Raw genomic sequence first — 18618 nt, forward strand, 5'->3', positions numbered from 1 at the left:
CGAAATCCGATCCGATGGTAGGGGATTACGCGTTGAACTTCTTGGTCATTAAGTATAGGATTGTGTAAGATGCTAAAGGAATTGATCAATAGAGACCTGAGTTTTCTTGCGTTGAGCAAGTCAATGAATAGCAATGAAGCAACTACTAGAGCGATAAAGCATCAATCTGTTTCTTTTGCAAGTTAGGAATCATGTTCAAGAATAAACCGATTACTGTTATTGCGGTAGTCGGTTTAGTTAATATTAATTTACATCGAGTTGTGTTCACATCGTCAAAAAATTCGACAATACAGGCGAAGATCTCGAGGATCTGATCTCCATCGGGACCATCGGATTAATCAAGGCGATCGAAAGCTTCCAGACCGGCAAAGGCACGAAATTGGCAACGTTTGCAGCTCGCTGCATCGAGAATGAAATACTTATGCATCTCAGGTCGCTGAAGAAAACCCGCAAGGACGTATCCTTGCACGATCCGATCGGCACGGACAAAGAAGGCAATGAAATCACGCTCATCGACATTCTCGGCACGGAAGCTGACGATGTGGCGGATCGGGTTCAATTGAAGATCGAGAAGAGCAAGATTTACAAGAACTTAGACATTTTGGATGACCGGGAGAAGGAGGTCGTCGTAGGGCGGTTTGGACTCATCACTGGTGGAGAAGAGCGGACACAGCGGGAAATAGCGAAAGAGCTGGGTATTTCGCGTAGCTATGTTTCGAGGATCGAGAAGCGGGCACTGATGAAGCTATACCATGAGTTCTATAAAGCTAAGAAATGAGAGAATGTTTAATATGTTAATGATAAGTTGAATAGCTAAACTGGATGAAGCTATGTGCGCCCGATCCGCAGCTTTGTTACGATAGCATAAGATAAAAAATAATGATGAGGTGTATCTCGCACCAAAGTCCGCGGTTTCCGTGGATTTTTGCTATGTTGCGCCTAACCTACTGAAAATAACCCTGCTCTGCGAACTACTATCTGAGTATAGAAGCAGGATTAGAAGAGCAGGTGGGATAGGTAATGGAGAGTAAAACAGATGAGAAAACGAAGAAAAGGCGGCATGGATGGACGAAAGCAATTGTCATGCTCGCTGTTGCAGGCGTACTCTTCGTTATTGTAGGATGGGGCGCTCTTCGTGTGATGGTGCATAGGCAAGATATTTCACTGTTAGCCAAATCGCTCCCGGCAGAAACGGTCATCATGGACGATCAAGGGAAGCAAGCAAGCCGGATTGCACTTCATACGACGATTGAACCGGTGAGCTATGAATCGTTGCCAAAACAACTCGTTGATGCTGTGGTTGCCGTAGAGGATAAACGATTCTTCGAGCATCACGGCACAGATTTATGGGGAATTGGACGGGCGCTGTTTACGAATATCTCGAACGGCAAGACTGTCGAAGGGGCGAGCACCATCACGCAGCAGCTTGCTAAGAACGTATTCCTGTCGCAGAAGCGGACATGGTCGCGTAAGTGGAATGAAGCGCTGCTCGCCAAGAAGATCGAAGAGACGTATACGAAGCAGCAAATCATGGAGATGTACCTCAATCAGATTTATTTTGGCGAAGGTGCATGGGGCATTAAGCGGGCGGCAAGCACGTACTTCGGGAAGAGCGTCGATAAGCTGACGTTGTCGGAAGCGGCTCTGCTCGCAGGAATGATTCGCGCGCCATCGGCGCTGACACCCTATAAGCATATGAAAGAGGCTCTAGAACGCCGTAATGTTGTACTCCAGCTTATGAGAGACCAAGGTAAAATCAGCCCAAGCGCCTATGAAACGGCAAGCAAGCTGCCGATTCGGCTTGACAGTGCCAAACCGAGCCGTGGTGAGGGGGTCAAATATCCTTACTTTGTCGATCAGATCATCCGAGAAGCTTCGGAGCAGTACGGGTTATCCGAAAATGATGTGCTGCATGGCGGATTGCGGATCTACACGACGCTTGATACGAAGATGCAGCAGGCAGCGGAACGCGTCTATGCCGATGCTTCCGTGTTCCCAAACAGCCGCGCAGATCAGCTCATTCAGAGCGGCGCCGTTCTTCTAGATCCGCGCGATGGGGGTATCAAGGCGCTGATCGGCGGCAGAGGAAGCCAGCCTTTCCGCGGATTCAACCGCGCGGTTCAGCTGAAGCGCCAGCCGGGCTCGACGATGAAGCCGATCTCCGTGTACACGCCAGCCTTCGAACGCGGGTACGCACCGAGCGATACGCTCATGGACGAGCCGGTCAGCTTCGGCAGTTATGCGCCGAAGAACGCGGGCGGCGGGTACCACGGCGAGGTGTCGATCTACGAGGCGATCGTTCATTCTTACAACATTCCGGCAGTAGAACTGCTGAATGAGATGGGCATTGATGCCGGCATGGAGGCGGCAGGGCGGTTCGGGATCAAGCTATCGGATGCGGACCGGACGCTCGGTCTAGCGCTTGGCGGGCTGCAAGAAGGCGTCTCGCCGTTAGAGATGGCGGATGCGTTCAGCACGTTCGCAAACGATGGCGGGCGTTTCCCTGCACATGCCATCGTTCGCATCGAATCGGCGGATGGGGAGCTGCTGGCTGAGGCACCTCAACTGTCCGCGATAACGGTAACGGAACCAGCTGTGGCGAGGACGATGACATCCATGCTTGAAGGCGTCGTGCAAGAAGGAACAGGCGAAGACGCAGCTATAGAAGGCCGCCCAATTGCCGGCAAGACGGGCACGACTGAAATGCCGGGTACTGGCGGGAAAGGCATCAAGGACAATTGGTTCGTCGGGTACACGCCTCAGCTAGTCGGTGCGGTATGGCTCGGTTATGATCATACGGATTCTACGCACTATTTAACGACGACTTCCAAGGCAGCGGCCGCGGTTTTCCATGCGCTTATGAGCGATGCGATGAAAAACGAACCTGTGCTTCATTTTCCGCCGGCTCCTAGTCTGACGAAGAAGAATAAAGCAGTGGACGATAAGGACGAAGAGGAGAAGCCGCGTGAGGAGAAGCCGCATGGCCCCAAGAAGCCGAAGAATGAACACAAGCAGCATCACGGAGATGGGGGGAAGCATGGGCACGGCAAGAAAAAAGGGAAGCATGAGGATTAATTCCTAAGGCGAAGAAGTGATCGACCAAAGCATGCAATTCCAGAAAAGGGAATGAACGGTGTTAATGCGTTCATTCCCTTTTTATATTTTATTGCGCGATGAAAGGATAGAGATTTAATTTTTTAACGAACTGGCAGGAAAGTAAAGTGTGAATATGGAATATTATAGGCGGCTTGATATAATCATTAGGTTTTAAAGCAATAGAAATGGGAATATTTTATATCTCAACGATAAGGAACGAGAATTCAGCTCTGCTTCTTTCGGCAGGACAAAAATGAAAACCCTTACATCCAGATCTGGCATGCAGGTTATGTGGTATCCAATTTGGAAAGGGGCATGAGGAGCGTGAAGCCAAAAGTTCTGATCGTCGACGATGAGCCGTTGATTTGCAAGGGATTGAGGTTAACCATTCCCTGGGAGGAGTTGGGGGCTGAGGTGATCGGGGAGGCGTACAACGGGCTGCAAGCGCTCAAGCTGATGCAAGCGACGCCAGCCGATCTTGTGCTGACCGATGTGAGCATGCAGCAGATGAACGGGCTCGAGCTCGTACAGCAGCTTCATCGCGACGGTTCCTCAGCCAAGTTCGTCATGCTCAGCGACGATAAAGAATTCGACTATGTCCGCACTGCCATGCAGTACGGGGTGAAAAACTATTTGCTGAAACCGATCGATGTTGACGAGCTGACGGTCCTGCTTACCGGACTGATCGGAGAAATTGCCCGGGAAGCCGACGAACGGGCGGCGCGTAAGCTGGAAGCCTACTACCATTACCTTGTAGCCGAGATGATCGAGCATACGGGAGCAGCTGCGGCGCATTTGCCAGACCCGGATGTCCCTTGCTATTTCATTGTCAGCCGTATGTCGGATTATTGCCGCCTGGCAGCAGCGCCGGAGGAGCCGGACCGTCGACGGCTGCGCGCCGATTGGAAGACGTGGATGGAACAACGCATGCTTCAAGCCGGTGCGCCGAGCGTGTCGATTTTTCTACAGCGCAATGTACTGCTCACGGTCACTTTCGCCGAAGGTGCTAACGTAGAGGGATTACAATCTTGCCTAGGCGCGGGCATGGCAGTAATGGAGGTGCAGGGCGGGTGCCAGGTGGAATGGGTCGCCTCCGAAGAGGCTCAGTCCTTTGCCGCTTTGAAGGAGGCGTTACCGCAGCTGGTTCGGCTGCTGCATTGCGGGAAGCAAGGCAAGGTGCAGCTGGACGGCGGGCAACTCGGTACAGTCGATACGGCCGCATTCCGTGACTATCCCAGGGAGACGGAAAAAGAATTGCTGGACTTCCTGTTCCAGCATAAGGAGGAACAGATGAGAGCAACGGTGTGCAAGCTGTTCAATCTGTTTCAGAGCGAGAGAGCGAGTCTGCAGGAGTCGCTGCAGGTGTGCCATGAAATGGTCATGATGGTGAAACGCCGATTTCGCGAAACGGCTGCACTGAAGCAAATGGCGGCCCGGCTGCCGGAATTGAACCATGGGGATATCGGCATGTACAACTCCTTCGAAGCGATTGAGCAGTTCTTCGTCGAGACGTTGACAACCGCGCTGCATTTGCTCCGAACGGCCAATCGCGGGAAAAACCGCTGGATTATCGAGCGTATCACCTCCTATATACGGAAGAATTACGTGCACGAGCTTAAAGCATCCGAAATTGCGGACATGGTGCGGATTACCCCGAACTACTTTAGCTCGATCTTCAAGCAGGAGACCGGCAAGTCATTCAACGCGTATGTCAACGAAGTGCGGATCGAGAAGGCCAAGGAGCTGCTGCTGGCGACGCCGGAGCAGGTCGGTGCAATCGCGCTCGCCGTGGGCTACAAGGAATATAAATATTTTGCCAACTTGTTCAAAAAGCAGTGCGGCATCATTCCATCGGAATACCGAGAAAAGAACTGGGACGAACTCGTTTAATTTTTCGGATATAATCGTAATTCTATGGATACCGAAAATTCCCCCTGCTATTTACAATTAAGAAAGCGGTTACATTCTAAACCGACTTCTATTGGTGTAGGGGGATTTTCCCAATGCGCAAAAAGGGTAAGTCATTAATCATTGCACTCACCTCGATTACGGCAATGTCTTCCGTACTTTTCGGGTGCTCGAAGTCCGACTCGGAGACGGGGGACGCCGCGGATCCGGGCAAGAGCAAGGTAGAAATCACATGGCTTGTCAGAACGGATCCGAACATGGTCGATTGGGAAAAAGACATGATCAGCGGATTCCAGAAAGAGCATTCGAATATTACGGTCAAGCTGGAGCAAATTCCGCAAGCAGAAATCGACCAGCGCTTAACAACAATGATCTCTTCCGGCAAAGTCCCGGATGTATGGTCCGCGAATTGGGCGAACTCCGGCTTTGCCACGTATAACAAGATGGGTGCATTGCTTGACCTGACCCCGTACGTGGAGAAGGATGCAAGCGCATTAGCCGGTATTAATAAAAACATTCTGGACATTTACCGGATCGACGGCAAAATTTACGGCGTTCCGATGCTTGCGATCGGCAGCTTTTTGTTCTACAACAAAGAAATTTTCGATAAAGCAGGCGTAGCTTACCCTCCGACCAATTGGGATGATACGTCGTGGAACTACGAAGCGATGCGGGATACGGCCAGGAAGCTGTCGAGCGATATCGGAAATGCCGATAAGCAAGTGTTTGGCGTCTTTAACAGCATGGCTCCAAACCTGCAAGCATGGGGCTTCGGCGGCGACTTCTTCAATCCGGACGCCTACACGAGCGCCGTCATGGGCGAGCCCGCGGTGCTGACGAATGCGGCGAATAAAGAAGCGATTCAATTCAACGTCGATTTGATCAACAAAGATAAAGTCGCGCCGAACCAAACGACGATCGATGCCGTGAACGCGATCGGCGACCCGTTCCTTACCGGCCGCGTGGCCATGGTTATCAACGGAGGCTGGGGCTTCTGGTCGTATCAGCCGGCCAAATTCAAGTGGGGCGTAGCTCCGATTCCGTATCACGACGGCCGCAAAGTTCCGCTGTTCGTCGACCCGTGGAATGTCAGCGCGAAGAGCAAGCATCCGGCCGAATCGTGGGAATTTATTAAATATCTGATCGATCCGAAGAATGGCGGCAAGAAGTTCATGGAGAAGACGTCTGCAACGCCGGCCGACAATACGCTTGCCGAACAGTGGTATCAGCAAGTCGCCGATAAAACAGGCATGAAGGCCGAAGACATCAAGGTGCTGAACGAAGGCGCGGTCAAGAACGGCCGCGAAGCTGATAACCATCTTATCGACAAATTCTCGGTCATCGGCAATACGATCAACCAGACGATATCCGGCGTATGGAACGGTCAGAAGAGCGTCGACGACGGGCTGAAAGAAATCGACACCAACCTCCGCTCGCTTAATCTGAAATAAAAGTTTGGCATATCCGATGAAAAGTTTCCTTTGGTGTCCGCCATCGGAAACTTTTTCAAATAGGGGTGACGTCCATTGAATTCAGCGGTTTCTGCAAGAACGCAAGCCCGAAGCGCGGGCAAGAAGAAAAGAAATTCGGAGCTCGCGCGGGAGGAACGAGCCTTTTGGCTGTTCATTTCGCCGTGGACGCTAGGCTTCCTGCTATTTACGGGCGGTCCGATTATCGCTTCTCTGTTTCTCAGCTTTGCGGATTATAATGTCGTCGACGCGCCGACCTTCGTCGGACTCCGGAATTTTTTCGATTTGTTTCATGACAAGCTATTTTACAAGTCGCTCAGCGTTACGTTTTATTATGCTGTCCTGTCGGTACCGTTTACGATTGTTTGCTCGATGATTCTGGCGCTGCTGCTGAACAATAAGATTAAGGGACAAGCCATATTCCGAACGCTGTATTATACGCCTTCAATCATTTCCGGGGTCGCGGTATCCTTCCTGTGGATGTGGCTGCTGAACCCCGATTTCGGCGTCGTCAATTCGCTGCTCAGCGATTGGTTCGGCATCAAGGGGCCGGGCTGGTTTACCAAGCCGAATACCGTTATTCCATCCATGGTGCTGATGCAGCTGACGGCGATCGGCGGTCCGATGGTTATTTTCCTCGCGAGCTTGCAAAGCTTGCCGTCCGACCTATACGAAGCCGCTTCGATCGACGGTGCGAATCGACTGACGAAGTTTTTCAAAATAACGGTTCCGCTCATTTCTTCGGTCATCCTGTTCAATGCGATCATCGGCATCATTTCCTCGTTCCAAGTGTTCACGCAGGCTTATGTCATCACGAAGGGCGGGCCAGACTGGAATTCCTATTTCTACGTGCTGTATTTGTTTAATACCGCGTTTGCCCAGTTCCGAATGGGATACGCTTCCGCTCAGGCCTGGATTCTGTTCATCGTGATCTTCGTACTGACGATGCTTGCGCTCTTGGTGTCCAAGAGACTCATCTACTACGAATACGACGATAAACGTTAAGGAGGAATCGTATTCATGTTCCGAGAACGAAGAGTTAGTCATGGCGAGCTTGGCTTGGGCGGTAAAATCGTCGTCTATGCGCTTCTGTTTGCAGGTCTGCTGTTGTTCGCCTTTCCACTCTTTTGGATGATTACGACGTCGCTCAAGGAGCTCGGGGATGTGCATAAGCTGCCGATGAAATGGATCCCGAGTCCGGTCGAATGGAGCAATTATACGCAGGTCTTTCGCGATGCGCCGCTCGCGCGGTACATTGTCAACACGGTCATCTATACCGCCGTCACCATGTTTGCCGTGGCGTTGTCTTCCTCGCTGGTCGCTTTCGGCTTCGCGAGATTGAAGGCGAGGGGCAGGAACGTGCTGTTCCTGCTCGTGCTGAGCACGATGATGATCCCGCCGCAAGTCACGATGATTCCGCAGTATTTGCTGTTTAATAAGTTCAATTGGATCGATTCGTACCTGCCGCTCGTCGTTCCGGCGTTCGGTGGCAGCGCCTTCATTATTTTTTTGCTGCGGCAATTTTATCTCGGCTTCTCGAAGGAACTGGACGATGCCGTGAAGATCGATGGAGGCGGCTACTTTACGATGTATGTCCGGATTATTTTGCCGTTGTCGATTCCTTCATTGGCCACGGCAGCCATACTCGAGTTTATGTATCGCTGGAATGATTTGATCGGTCCGCTCATTTACTTAAGCGACGGGAGCAAATATCCGCTTTCGCTGGGGCTTTCGAACTTTACGGCCGCGTATGCCGCAACGCCTTGGAACTTGCTCATGGCTGCTTCGATCGTGGCTGTCTTGCCGCCGCTGCTGCTGTTCTTCTTTGCGCAGAAATATTTCATCCAAGGCATTGTGATTACGGGCTCCAAGGGGTAATACGCGATGAGGCTAACGCAGGATGTGAAGCAATTCGTTCACGTTCAAGGCGCGCTTCGGCTGCTGCTCGCAATGGTGCTTTACGGTATGGGCACGGGCATCCTGGCGCCGATGAACGCGATCTACATGCACGACCATATCGGCTTGTCCAAAGGGCAAGTTACCGTCGTGTACAGTGTGTCGTTATTGCTCAATACGGTGGTAACGATGTCCGTCGGCCTTGTCAGCGACCGGATGAAGCGTAAGAAGGGGCTGCCGATCGCCGCTTCCGTGCTTTGCATGGCTGGGCTGCTTCTGTATATGCAGGCTCGGGATTTTGCGGGGACGTTGGTCGCGGTGAGCGTCGCGCTTGCCCCTTCCGGTTTGATTATGGGCCAGCTGTTCGCTATGGCACGGAACCGTTTTGCCATTCATGCCGCCGACATTCAAGAGATGGCGCTTGTCTGGCTGCGCGCGGGTTTTAGCGTAGGGTTCTTCGGCGGGCTGCTGATGGGGGCCAATTTATTCCTGCTGTTCGGGTTCCATGGCGTGCTCGTCGGGAATTTGGCCGGGTACGCAGGCCTGTTCGTTATGCTGCTGCTTTACAGCGAAGTGACGAAGGCGGAGGCTGGGACGGCAGCCTCACCGGCTATTGCGCGCGGAGAGCCGTTTTCGATTTGGATGCTGGCCGCGCTGCTCCTGCTATTCTGCGCCGATGCGATCAGAGGTCTGTATTTGCCGCTAGTCGTCAATGGGCTGTTCGGCAAGCCGCAGGTTGCTTCGTACTTATGGAGCGCACAGGCGGTGTTCGAGCTGCTGCTCATGACGGTTACCGGCTATTGGGCGGTCAAATACGGCAGTAAGCCGGTCATGATTACCGGCGGAATCATGGCGCTCGCTGCTTATATCGTCTACGCGTGCGGCTCTCCTCTTGCAATGTTCTTTATCGTACAGCCGCTCTATTCGTACTTCGTGTCTATCTTGTACGGGGTAGCGATGGGCGTCGTGCAGCGCATGTTCATTCGCCGCACCGGCTTTGGTTCCAGCTTGTATGTCGCGCTGACGCAAGCGGCGTCTCTAATCGGCTATATACTGCCTACGATTATCCATGGCGTGTCGCCGCTCATTTTCATCCTGCCGATGATTCTCGTCGCAGGGTCACTGGCCGTCATGAGCTATCAACTCTATCAATCGAGGAGGATCAAGCAGCATGGAGATCAGCATTTGCTCTTTTAGCTTTCATCGCTTGCTGGCATCGGGGCAGCAGGATATCTTTCAATATATCCGAGATTGCAGCATGCTCGGCTGCACAAGACTGGATCCGTGGAACGCGCATCTATCGACAATCGAGCAGGGCGCCGACGTGCTTCATGCCGGCGCAAACCCGGGCGAGTCGCAGCATTTGTCGCCGACCGACGATGCGTACCTGGAGGAAGTGAAGCGCGCGGCGGGCGAAGCAGGGCTTCCGTTCGGCTGTATCGCCGTAGACGGCGCGCACATCTACGAGGCGACGGAAGAGGCGCGTTTGCGCAACCGCGAGCGTGCGTACCGCTGGATTGCCGTCGCGGCGAAGCTCGGCGCATCTCAGATCCGAATCGATACCGGCGGTCCGGAGCAGTGGACGGAGGAGCAGTTCGAAATTACAGTAGAAGGCTACCGAGACGTGATCGCGCGGGCCAAGGAAGCGGGGCTTGAGGTCGTCGTCGAGAATCATTGGGGGCCGACGCTTCATCCTGCGAACGTCGTCAGACTGATGGAGGAGCTCCCGGAGCTCGGGCTTCTGCTCGATTCGTGGAACTGGGCCCATGGCAAGCAGGCAGATGGATGGCTGAGCTGCGCCAAGTATGCGAAGGTAACGCATGTGAAGACGTTCCATTTTACCGCCGACGGCCAGGAGCTGACGCAGAACGTTCCCGCATTTTGCCGGTTGCTGAAGGACAACGGGTACGATGGCGTTTGGGGCGTAGAGAGCGTGCCGGGACAAGAGAGCGAGATCGAGGCTGCCCGTAAAACGATTGAACTGATCAAGCGGTCGGTCGGTTAGGCCGATGAAGGAGGCTGATTCATGGAACCCCAGCGTATAGGGATTATTGGCGTCGGGCAAATCGGCAAACAGCATCTGGAGACGTATGCCAAGCTTCAAGGCGTGGAGGTCGTCGCCGCTGCCGACGTCAACGTGCAGGAGCTCGAGCGCACGGCTGACAAGTACGGCATCCGCCATCGGTATACCGACTTCCGCGAACTGCTCGCGCGGGAGGATATCCAGGCCGTAGACGTCTGCCTGCACAACAACTTTCATGCGCCGGTCACGATCGCCGCCCTGCGAGCCGGAAAGCATGTGTACTGCGAGAAGCCGATCGCAGGGTCATACACGGACGGTAAGGCAATGGTCGATTGCGCGCGTGAAACGGGCAACATGCTGCACATTCAGCTTGGCACGCTCTATACGAAGGAAACCAAGGCTGCCAAAGCGCTGATCGCCGACGGCAAGCTTGGCAAGCTGTATCATGCCCGTTCGATGGGCTTCCGCAGACGCGGCCGCCCGTACGTCGACGGTTACGGTGCCCCGACGTTCGTGAAGAAGGAAATATCGGCAGGCGGCGCACTGTTCGATATGGGTGTCTACCACATATCCCAGCTGCTCTATTTGCTCGACCTGCCAGTCGTTGAGCGGGTAAGCGGCAAGACTTATCAGGAGACGGACATGGATCCCGTTCGGCGCGAGGCCAGCGGTTACAGCGTAGAGGAGCTCGGTCTCGGGTTCATTCGTTTTGCTGGCGGCCTGACCATGGATATGATTGAGGCTTGGGCGATCCAGCTGAACGGGTTTGAGGGAAGCAGCATTATCGGCTCCCAAGGCGGCGTGCGTCTGTCGCCGTTCAGCTTTCATACGACGCTCAGCGATATGGATATGAACGCGACATTCGATCTGGACGCCATGGATTACAGGTGGCATCAGCTAAGGGAGAATCAGGATGCCTATGATTCGTCGCAGAGTCATTGGCTTGCGGCTCTTCAGGGCAGGGCCCAGCTGCTCCCGACGGCACAGATTGCCTTGAGTACCATGCTGATCAGCGAAGGGATTTACTTATCCGAGAAGCTGGGCCGGGAAGTGACAAGCGAGGAGATTGCGGCGGCTTCCGTCTCTACGGCGATTAAGCTGTGAGCTTGGCGAATGTAAAGACGGCGACCGACAGCACCTTCAGTCTGAAATGAAAACATAAGCTGCTTTCTTATAAACTCCATCACCTACTACCATTAGTAGTGATGGAGTTTAATAATGAGTTTTACAAGGGGCCAGTATCTTAAGAGGCCGTAGATAAGAAGCATGCTTGCTATTTTTTAGACATAGAGGCAAGTGCAGATTCATTGAATCCTTTGACGATTAGCCATACAGCAACTATCATTTCATTAGCAGCTACCGGTATCGCAAAAATAGCACCCCAAACAGAAACTTGTTCAATGACACCGAACATGACTAACAGGGCACAGAGAAAAATAAGTACGGAACCAGTCATACCCAAGATGGGTATAAACCTGGGCAAGAGCCCGGATTTATAAAATATATAACTATACATCATCGTATTAATACCCAGCATGAAGTTGGGGCCAAGCAAAAATGTCCAGTCATGTAGTGCTTTTAACGAAATACCTGAAGCTTGAAAAAATGCGGTATCCGCAGCTCCTGCTGCTACAAATTCCCGGCTTAAGGTCACGAGGGATAGCATGCTGATTACGCCGATCGTAATAATAATCGCTTCAAGAAATCGGAAGCAAACATGCCAAAGAGCAATCGTTTCATTATACTTTCTTAAAATCGGAAACATTGCAGTTGCAGTACCAATCGCTGAAACGACCAGAATTAACTCCATAACCGCTCCCAATATCACCTGGTTGGCATGTTCGGAACCGTTAATCAGGTAATCGGGACTGTTTAGGATTGGATTGTATAAAATAAGACCTATTATCGACGCAACGGCGGCAAGGATAAACAGTACGCCTACAATGAGTGCGCTCTTTCTGCTCGTAAAATTCATTGGATTGTCTCCTTTATAATCGATTCATAAACGGCAGCAAAATCAAATCGTTCTTTCGTCTGATCCGAGGCAGCCACGGGATGCGCTGTCCGGCTTCCCTCAGTGAAACCGATCTCCGTGCTTCTTAATATAGTGTGCGAACACAAAGCGCCAAGGAATGCCAAATGGAAAAATCAATACGATCAAGCAGGCTGATGCCGTCGCCCAGGTTGATTCGTCCATTTGACCGGTGGACCACAGTGGGAGCGCAATGACGATCAGCCAGATCGACTTCCACAACATTTCCCAGAGAAGCAAAGGCAGCATCTGCAGCGGATACCGCAACCCTAGAACGGACAAAGCCGAAAAAGCTGCCAGCATGCATTGGACCACGCCTTCCTTCAGTTCCCATGGCTGTTCGTGGTGGATGACTCCAGGCCATACCGTGATACCCAGCCCTACGACGACAAGAAGGTACAGCGCCCTCAGTGAATAAAGACGAAACAACGAGACCTCTATCATTCAGATCACTCCTTTAATCAATGATTATTATTTAATCGTAATTAGACATACGTCTTCTTCATCCACTCTGTAATCCCAAGTCCCTCTGATTCGTGTAACTCCTCGACCTCTTCCATCCTAATCAATGACCCGTCTTTAATGGCGATAAAGCTATCTAATATCGATTCGATTTCAGTTATCTCATGGCTCGTCATAACTAGCGTCTGAGATTCCAAGTTGACATAGGAGAGCATTCCCTTAACGATAGATTGCCGCACCATCGGATCAAGTCCAGATAACGGTTCATCCATTAGTATAAAAGGCACTTCCCTGGCTAGCGTGAGCGCGATTTTTAACCGGCCGCGATGTCCTAAGGAGAGATCCCTGATTTTCTTATCCGATTCTAGGTGCAATTCCTTCATGATTTCTTCAGCCTTAGCTCTATTAAAGTCAGGAAATTGCGAAGCCTGGAAAGTCAACGCTTCTTTGACCGTGAATAGGGTGTAGAAAGAATCATGGTCCGATAAGTAAGCAACGAGCTTACTCATTCTTCTGCTCGCAATCTCTCCATAAATAGTTACCGATCCACTCGTCGGATGCGATAGTCCCGCCATAAGCTTTAATAGCGTGGACTTTCCGCTGCCGTTTTCGCCAACAATGCCAATAATTTTGCCCAAAGGCAATGATAAAGAAATGTCCTTAATGACAGCGCGATTCTTATACATCTTTGAAACATGAGACAGTTCTATCATGTTACGCATCTCCTTTATCTATTTTGTTTAAGAAGTCTTGTAGTCCCGAAATGATTTCATAGGAGCTGTATCCCATTTCCTGCATAACCTGGACAAATGATTGGATCTGCTCCATTTTCAAATTCCCTCGTAGTTGAATGAGGCGATCCTCTTGTTCGGTGACGAAGGTACCTTGACCTCTTCTCGTTTCCAAAATTCCTTCACGCTCCAATTCGCTGTAAGTGCGCTGAACCGTATTCGCGTTGACGTTGTAGGATATCGCCATATCACGGACAGATTGAAGCTTTTGGCCTGCCTTTAACTCTCTGCTTACAATCTGTCGATTGATCCGATCTGCCAATTGCAGATAGATTGGTTTTGAAGTATTAAATTCGTCCATCCATCGTTACACCTCAACTTTTTTATCGATGATCCATGCACTCAAATAAAAGAGTCCGATGATAATAATAAAGTGATACAGATATTCGCCCGCATAGGCAGGAATAGGATCTATCGCGAATGTCGGAAAATTCATCTCTAAACTTCCCCATTGCATCAAATGCTTATAAACGTTAGTGGAATCGAAAAGGGCACCGATCCACGCCGGCAGGATAACAGCTCCAATAAGTGCTAACCAAGTCAAACGCCCAATTCGATATTTAAGCGCGTGGTAAAGCGACCATAAAAAGATCACCCAGACACCAATCATGACGGAGAGCATAATAACATGTATGAAAATCAACAATCCCGCCCTCCAAGTATCCGTCCAATGCGCCTCAATTAAACGAAACCTTGAGATAATCAACATTCCTGCCATTGCATACAGAACCACTAAGGAACCAACAGTCATGACAATCCCATTCAAAATCTTACTTATGAGTAAGGAGACGGCCGATCGAGGATTATGCAGCCAGAGGTGCAGCTGACCTGCCTCGGTCTTTAAACTGATCAATAATAGGATGGGAAGATAAAGAACATGGAGCACAATTGCAGCCAACAAGGGTATAAATGGATATAAGGTTTCACCACCCGCTACTAACAACGCTACTAATAAAATCAAGAGGTTAATGACAAGCCCGACGAAAAAAAAGGTTCTTGTTAATCGAAAATCCTTTTTGAAAAAAGCTGTCCACGAAGCCAATGCAATCTCCCCTTACATCACATATTGTACTAATGTAATGGTACACTAATTCATTAATTCATGTCAATGGATATTAAGAAGCCTTGCCAAATGAACCTATTCGAATTAATATAAACATATTGAATACCAAAAGAACATAAATGAACCTAAAAGGAGAATTCAATCATGGATATGCGTTATGCCTCCCATCCCAATGAAGTAAAAATGTTCGATACCACCCGTCTGCGTGACGAGTTTCTAATCGAGCAGCTGTTCGCCCCTAATCAACTTATACTTCGTTACTCCCACGTCGATCGTTTCATTATCGGGGGCGTCGTTCCGGTTAACGAACCTATTAAACTGGAAGCGGATCCGGCTGCGATCGGTGCGGCAACATTCTTGGAGCGCCGCGAGATCGGTATTATCAACATCGGAAACACGGGCACGATTACGGTGGACGGCGAAACGTACGTTATGGAAAGCAAGGACTGCCTGTATGTCGGCCGCGGCGCGAAAGAAGTGATCTTTGCCAGCGAAGATGCAAGCAAGCCGGCCCGATATTATTTCAACTCCGCTCCTGCTCACCAGACGTACCCGACGGTGAAGGCCGCGATCAGCGAAGCGTCCCCGAACCACTTGGGCAGCCAAACCAACTCCAATGAACGTACGATTTACCGCTACATTCATACCGGAGGCATTCAGAGCTGCCAGCTTGTTATGGGCATGACCTTGCTCAAGCCCGGCAACATGTGGAATACGATGCCGTGCCATACGCACAATCGCCGTTCCGAAGTATACCTCTACTTCGACATGCCCGAAGACGGCGTCGTCTTCCACCTGATGGGCGAGCCGGACGAGACGCGCCACATGGTCGTCCGCAACGAACAGGCGGTTATCTCGCCAAGCTGGTCCATTCACAGCGGCGTCGGCACGAGCAGCTATACGTTTATTTGGGGCATGGCCGGCGAGAACCAAATTTTTGAGGACATGGATGCCGTCAACATGAAGGATTTGAAATAAAGCCAAATGACACGCGAAAGTAATGAATCCGAATGAACGTCATACGAAGATACGAGAAAATCATGGAGCTGCTGCTGGCCGAACGGGAAGTGACGGTCGCGCGGCTCACCGAGCTGTTGCAGGTGACGGGGAAGACGATCCGGGAAGACCTCGCGAAGCTGGAGGAGAAGGGACTGCTGACGCGCATCCACGGCGGCGCGGTCCTTGCGCAGGAGAATCAGCTCGGCATTCTATCGCCGAAGCAGACGGTCGTGCCGAATGAAGCGGAGCGTCTGGAAACGGCCGCTGCGGCCGTCGCACTGATCGAGCCGCAAGACGTGATCGCCTTGGACGGCGGCCGGACGACACTGGAAATCGCGAGAAGACTGCCCGATCGGCCGCTGACGGTGGTGACGAACGATTTGCTCATCATCGCGGAGCTTGCCCGCAAAGAGCAGATTCGCCTTGTTGTGCCTGGCGGCTATCAGTACCGGAACATGCTGATCGACACCGAAGCGGAAGCTTACATTCGCAGGCTGAATATTTCCAAGGCGTTCCTATCCGCGACTGGCGTTCACCTGGAATACGGCTTCACGATCTACGCCGGCGAGTCCGTCTCGCTCAAACGCGCCTTGCTGGAAACGGCAAAAGCCTCATATGCGGTGGCTGATCATCATAAGTTTGGGCAGGCGGCATTGTTCACCTTCGCCAAACTCGGTGAAGTGAAAGCGATCATTACGGATTCGGGCATCTCATCCGAGACGGCAGAGTTGTTTCGGCAAGAGGGAACGCGGGTCCTTATACAAGGGAGTGGAAATCATGAGCTTTGATTTAACGGGTAAAACGGCGCTGGTTACCGGCACGTCCGGCGGGATCGGCCAAGCGATCGCTGTAGGACTAGCCGAAGCGGGCGCATCCATAGTGGCAGTTTCCGCATCGAACAGTAATGAAACGGTCGGCATCGTGCGTGAATTCGGAGGCAAGATCGAGCAAATCTCGGCCGATTTAAGCCATGCGGACGGCCTGGAGGCTGTGTTCCAAGAGGCGTTGGCGTTCTTCGGCAGTATCGATATTCTCGTAAATAATGCGGGAACCATTCGCCGGGCGCCGGCCGCTCAGCACGCGCGTGAAGATTGGTACGATGTCATCGATATCAATCTGCATTCGGTGTTCTTCTTTTGCCAGCTTGCAGGCAATCACATGATCGAAAGAGGCAGCGGCAAAATCATTAATATCGCTTCGCTGCTCAGCTTTCAAGGCGGGATTAACGTTCCCGGTTATACGGCCAGCAAACATGCGGTCACCGGTATCACAAAAGCGCTGTCGAATGAATGGGCGAGCAAGGGTATTCAAGTCAACGCCATCGCACCAGGTTATATCGATACTCGCAATACGGCGCCGCTTCTAGCGGACGAGAAGAGAAGCCAAGCCATTCTCGAGCGCATCCCTGCAGCCCGTTGGGGCAGTCCGGAGGATTTGAAAGGGCCGGCGGTCTTTCTCGCTTCATCGGCTTCCGATTATGTGAATGGCCACGTCATGTGCGTGGACGGCGGATGGATGGCTCGATGACGCCAACGCGACATTTGGATGTGGTAACGTTCGGGGAAAGCATGGGACTTTTCTTTCCTGAAGGCGGGGGAGGACTGAATCAAGGGAGAACCATAATGCAATCGTTCGGCGGGGCTGAAAGCAACGTTGCGATCGCCCTTGCCCGGCTTGGCTGCAAGCCGGGCTGGTTCGGGCTGCTGGGCGAGGATCCTCTCGGACACGCGATCCATCGTACGATTCGGGGCGAAGGCGTAGATGTCAGTCAAGTGCGTTTCGTCGAGGAAGCTCCGACGGGACTGATGCTGCGCGAACAGACGCGAGGCCAATTATCCGTTTATTATTATCGCCGGGGTTCGGCGGCAAGCCTGCTGACGGCCGCCGATTTGGACCCTGCTTATATCGCAAGCGGAAATATCCTTCATATTACAGGCATCACGCCAGCTCTAAGTCCAACCTGCGCAGAGGCGGTGTTCGAAGCCGTAAGAATTGCGAAGGCGGCGGGCGTGAAAGTAAGCTTTGATCCCAATATGAGGTTCAAGCTGTGGACATCCGAGCAAGCGAGGCCGGTTTTTCTCGCGTTGGCCGAGCAGGCCGATTATTTCTTGCCTGGTTACGATGAACTGAAGCTGATGTACGGCAGCGATCAAGAGGATGAATTATTGGAGCATGTCAGAGCGCTTCCGGGAACAACCGTGATTAAGAGCATCGCGAATCATAATCTGCTGCTGTCGCGGGATGAAGAAATCCGCATTCCCTTCGAATCCGTTGAACGGGTCGTGGATACCGTGGGCGCGGGCGATGCGTTTACCGGCGGTTTCCTAGCAGGAATCACGAAAGGATTGTCGCTCGAGGATGCCGTACGTCTTGGCGGACTTGCCGGCGCGCTTACCGTTCAGCAAGAAGGAGACTGGGAGGCCTTGCCCTTCTGGAAAGAAGTGGATCAACTTTTGGCCGGTTCAGGGTCTATCGAACGATAAAGAGATGAAGTAGGAGCAGGATGTCCATCTTCATCTTCCAGGCGGCGTGGGACGAGTTCCGATCGCCAAGATGCTCATTTCCAAGAAATGCTCAAGACGCCCCCGCTCGGCCTGCTGTTCTGCCAAGGCCAGTTCACGACCGATTGGGGCGTAATGGGCGCGGTGATGACGACGACCTTAAGGCTGCCGATGCTGCGGCTCTATTTGCTGTTCAGCGAGTAGGTCGAGAATGCGCTAGATCGCCGGGTCGACCGTCAGAGGCTAGTTAACGGCCTGATACCCGATAATACGACCCATGTTAATCCCCACTCCCCCCCGATTCTCGTTGTCGATCTGCCTTAACAGCCATAATTGTAAGCAAAAATCAAATGATTCGCAATTTATGCATTCCGCGAC

19 protein-coding genes are annotated in these 18618 nt (G+C 51.9%); 14 read left to right on the plus strand and 5 right to left on the minus strand.

Annotated elements, in window-relative coordinates; translation table 11 throughout:
* The first annotated feature begins 268 nt into the window (after positions 1 to 268).
* The 9 genes from sigK (at position 269) to KXU80_RS27220 (ending at position 11496) form a co-directional block, all read left to right on the plus strand.
* The gene (sigK, locus tag KXU80_RS27180) at positions 269 to 778 is read left to right on the plus strand and encodes an RNA polymerase sporulation sigma factor SigK (RefSeq protein WP_219839271.1); all 510 of its coding nucleotides are present in this window, start codon (positions 269 to 271) and stop codon (positions 776 to 778) included.
* 242 nt (positions 779 to 1020) lie between these two features.
* Positions 1021 to 3075, plus strand: a complete 2055-nt coding sequence (locus KXU80_RS27185) for a transglycosylase domain-containing protein (RefSeq protein ID WP_219836189.1) — start codon at positions 1021 to 1023, stop codon at positions 3073 to 3075.
* A 345-nt stretch (positions 3076 to 3420) separates the two neighbouring features.
* Positions 3421 to 4986 carry a response regulator transcription factor gene (locus KXU80_RS27190; protein WP_219836190.1) on the plus strand — a complete coding sequence of 522 codons (1566 nt, stop codon included), beginning with the start codon at positions 3421 to 3423 and terminating at the stop codon, positions 4984 to 4986.
* A gap of 113 nt (positions 4987 to 5099) precedes the next feature.
* Positions 5100 to 6455: an ABC transporter substrate-binding protein gene (locus KXU80_RS27195; protein WP_219836191.1), complete on the plus strand. Its 1356-nt coding sequence runs from the start codon at positions 5100 to 5102 to the stop codon at positions 6453 to 6455.
* 75 nt (positions 6456 to 6530) lie between these two features.
* A complete protein-coding gene (locus KXU80_RS27200; protein WP_219836192.1) occupies positions 6531 to 7478 on the plus strand; it encodes a carbohydrate ABC transporter permease in 948 nt (315 codons plus the stop codon).
* A 15-nt stretch (positions 7479 to 7493) separates the two neighbouring features.
* A complete protein-coding gene (locus KXU80_RS27205) occupies positions 7494 to 8351 on the plus strand; it encodes a carbohydrate ABC transporter permease (RefSeq protein ID WP_258171174.1) in 858 nt (285 codons plus the stop codon).
* Between the two features lie 6 nt (positions 8352 to 8357).
* The gene (locus tag KXU80_RS27210; protein WP_219836193.1) at positions 8358 to 9566 is read left to right on the plus strand and encodes an MFS transporter; all 1209 of its coding nucleotides are present in this window, start codon (positions 8358 to 8360) and stop codon (positions 9564 to 9566) included.
* Positions 9541 to 10374: a sugar phosphate isomerase/epimerase family protein gene (locus KXU80_RS27215; protein WP_219836194.1), complete on the plus strand. Its 834-nt coding sequence runs from the start codon at positions 9541 to 9543 to the stop codon at positions 10372 to 10374. The genes KXU80_RS27210 and KXU80_RS27215 overlap by 26 nt, the downstream gene beginning before the upstream one ends.
* A 21-nt stretch (positions 10375 to 10395) precedes the next feature.
* Entirely contained in the window at positions 10396 to 11496 is a 1101-nt protein-coding gene (locus KXU80_RS27220; protein ID WP_219836195.1) for a Gfo/Idh/MocA family protein, read from the plus strand.
* A 169-nt stretch (positions 11497 to 11665) separates the two neighbouring features.
* Here the strand turns inward: KXU80_RS27220 and KXU80_RS27225 are convergent, their stop codons facing one another.
* The 5 genes from KXU80_RS27225 to KXU80_RS27245 form a co-directional block, all read right to left on the minus strand.
* Entirely contained in the window at positions 11666 to 12367 is a 702-nt protein-coding gene (locus tag KXU80_RS27225; RefSeq protein WP_219836196.1) for a DUF4386 domain-containing protein, read from the minus strand.
* A gap of 99 nt (positions 12368 to 12466) precedes the next feature.
* Positions 12467 to 12868: a hypothetical protein gene (locus tag KXU80_RS27230; protein WP_219836197.1), complete on the minus strand. Its 402-nt coding sequence runs from the start codon at positions 12866 to 12868 to the stop codon at positions 12467 to 12469.
* Positions 12869 to 12909: 41 nt separating this feature from the next.
* Complete coding sequence (locus tag KXU80_RS27235; protein WP_219836198.1) at positions 12910 to 13599, minus strand: ATP-binding cassette domain-containing protein; 690 nt, start codon at positions 13597 to 13599, stop codon at positions 12910 to 12912.
* Between the two features lies 1 nt (position 13600).
* Positions 13601 to 13978, minus strand: a complete 378-nt coding sequence (locus KXU80_RS27240) for a GntR family transcriptional regulator (protein ID WP_219836199.1) — start codon at positions 13976 to 13978, stop codon at positions 13601 to 13603.
* A 6-nt stretch (positions 13979 to 13984) separates the two neighbouring features.
* Positions 13985 to 14719 (minus strand): hypothetical protein, encoded by a 735-nt coding sequence (locus KXU80_RS27245; RefSeq protein ID WP_219836200.1) that lies wholly within the window; start codon positions 14717 to 14719, stop codon positions 13985 to 13987.
* 165 nt (positions 14720 to 14884) lie between these two features.
* On the opposite strand from KXU80_RS27245, the gene kduI reads away from it, so the two are divergent.
* From kduI to KXU80_RS28245, 5 genes are all read left to right on the plus strand, one after another.
* Positions 14885 to 15718, plus strand: a complete 834-nt coding sequence (kduI, locus tag KXU80_RS27250) for a 5-dehydro-4-deoxy-D-glucuronate isomerase (RefSeq protein WP_219836201.1) — start codon at positions 14885 to 14887, stop codon at positions 15716 to 15718.
* A gap of 32 nt (positions 15719 to 15750) precedes the next feature.
* Entirely contained in the window at positions 15751 to 16527 is a 777-nt protein-coding gene (locus KXU80_RS27255; RefSeq protein WP_219836202.1) for a DeoR/GlpR family DNA-binding transcription regulator, read from the plus strand.
* Positions 16514 to 17266 carry a 2-dehydro-3-deoxy-D-gluconate 5-dehydrogenase KduD gene (gene kduD, locus KXU80_RS27260; RefSeq protein ID WP_308858332.1) on the plus strand — a complete coding sequence of 251 codons (753 nt, stop codon included), beginning with the start codon at positions 16514 to 16516 and terminating at the stop codon, positions 17264 to 17266. The genes KXU80_RS27255 and kduD overlap by 14 nt, the downstream gene beginning before the upstream one ends.
* Entirely contained in the window at positions 17263 to 18222 is a 960-nt protein-coding gene (locus KXU80_RS27265; RefSeq protein ID WP_258171175.1) for a sugar kinase, read from the plus strand. Before kduD ends, KXU80_RS27265 begins: the two co-directional genes overlap by 4 nt.
* Before the next feature lie 87 nt (positions 18223 to 18309).
* Positions 18310 to 18444, plus strand: coding sequence for a hypothetical protein (locus tag KXU80_RS28245; RefSeq protein ID WP_258171176.1), 135 nt, complete (start codon positions 18310 to 18312; stop codon positions 18442 to 18444).
* The last annotated feature ends 174 nt before the right edge of the window (positions 18445 to 18618 follow it).

Source organism: Paenibacillus sp. R14(2021) (assembly GCF_019431355.1).
GTDB lineage: Bacteria > Bacillota > Bacilli > Paenibacillales > Paenibacillaceae > Paenibacillus_Z.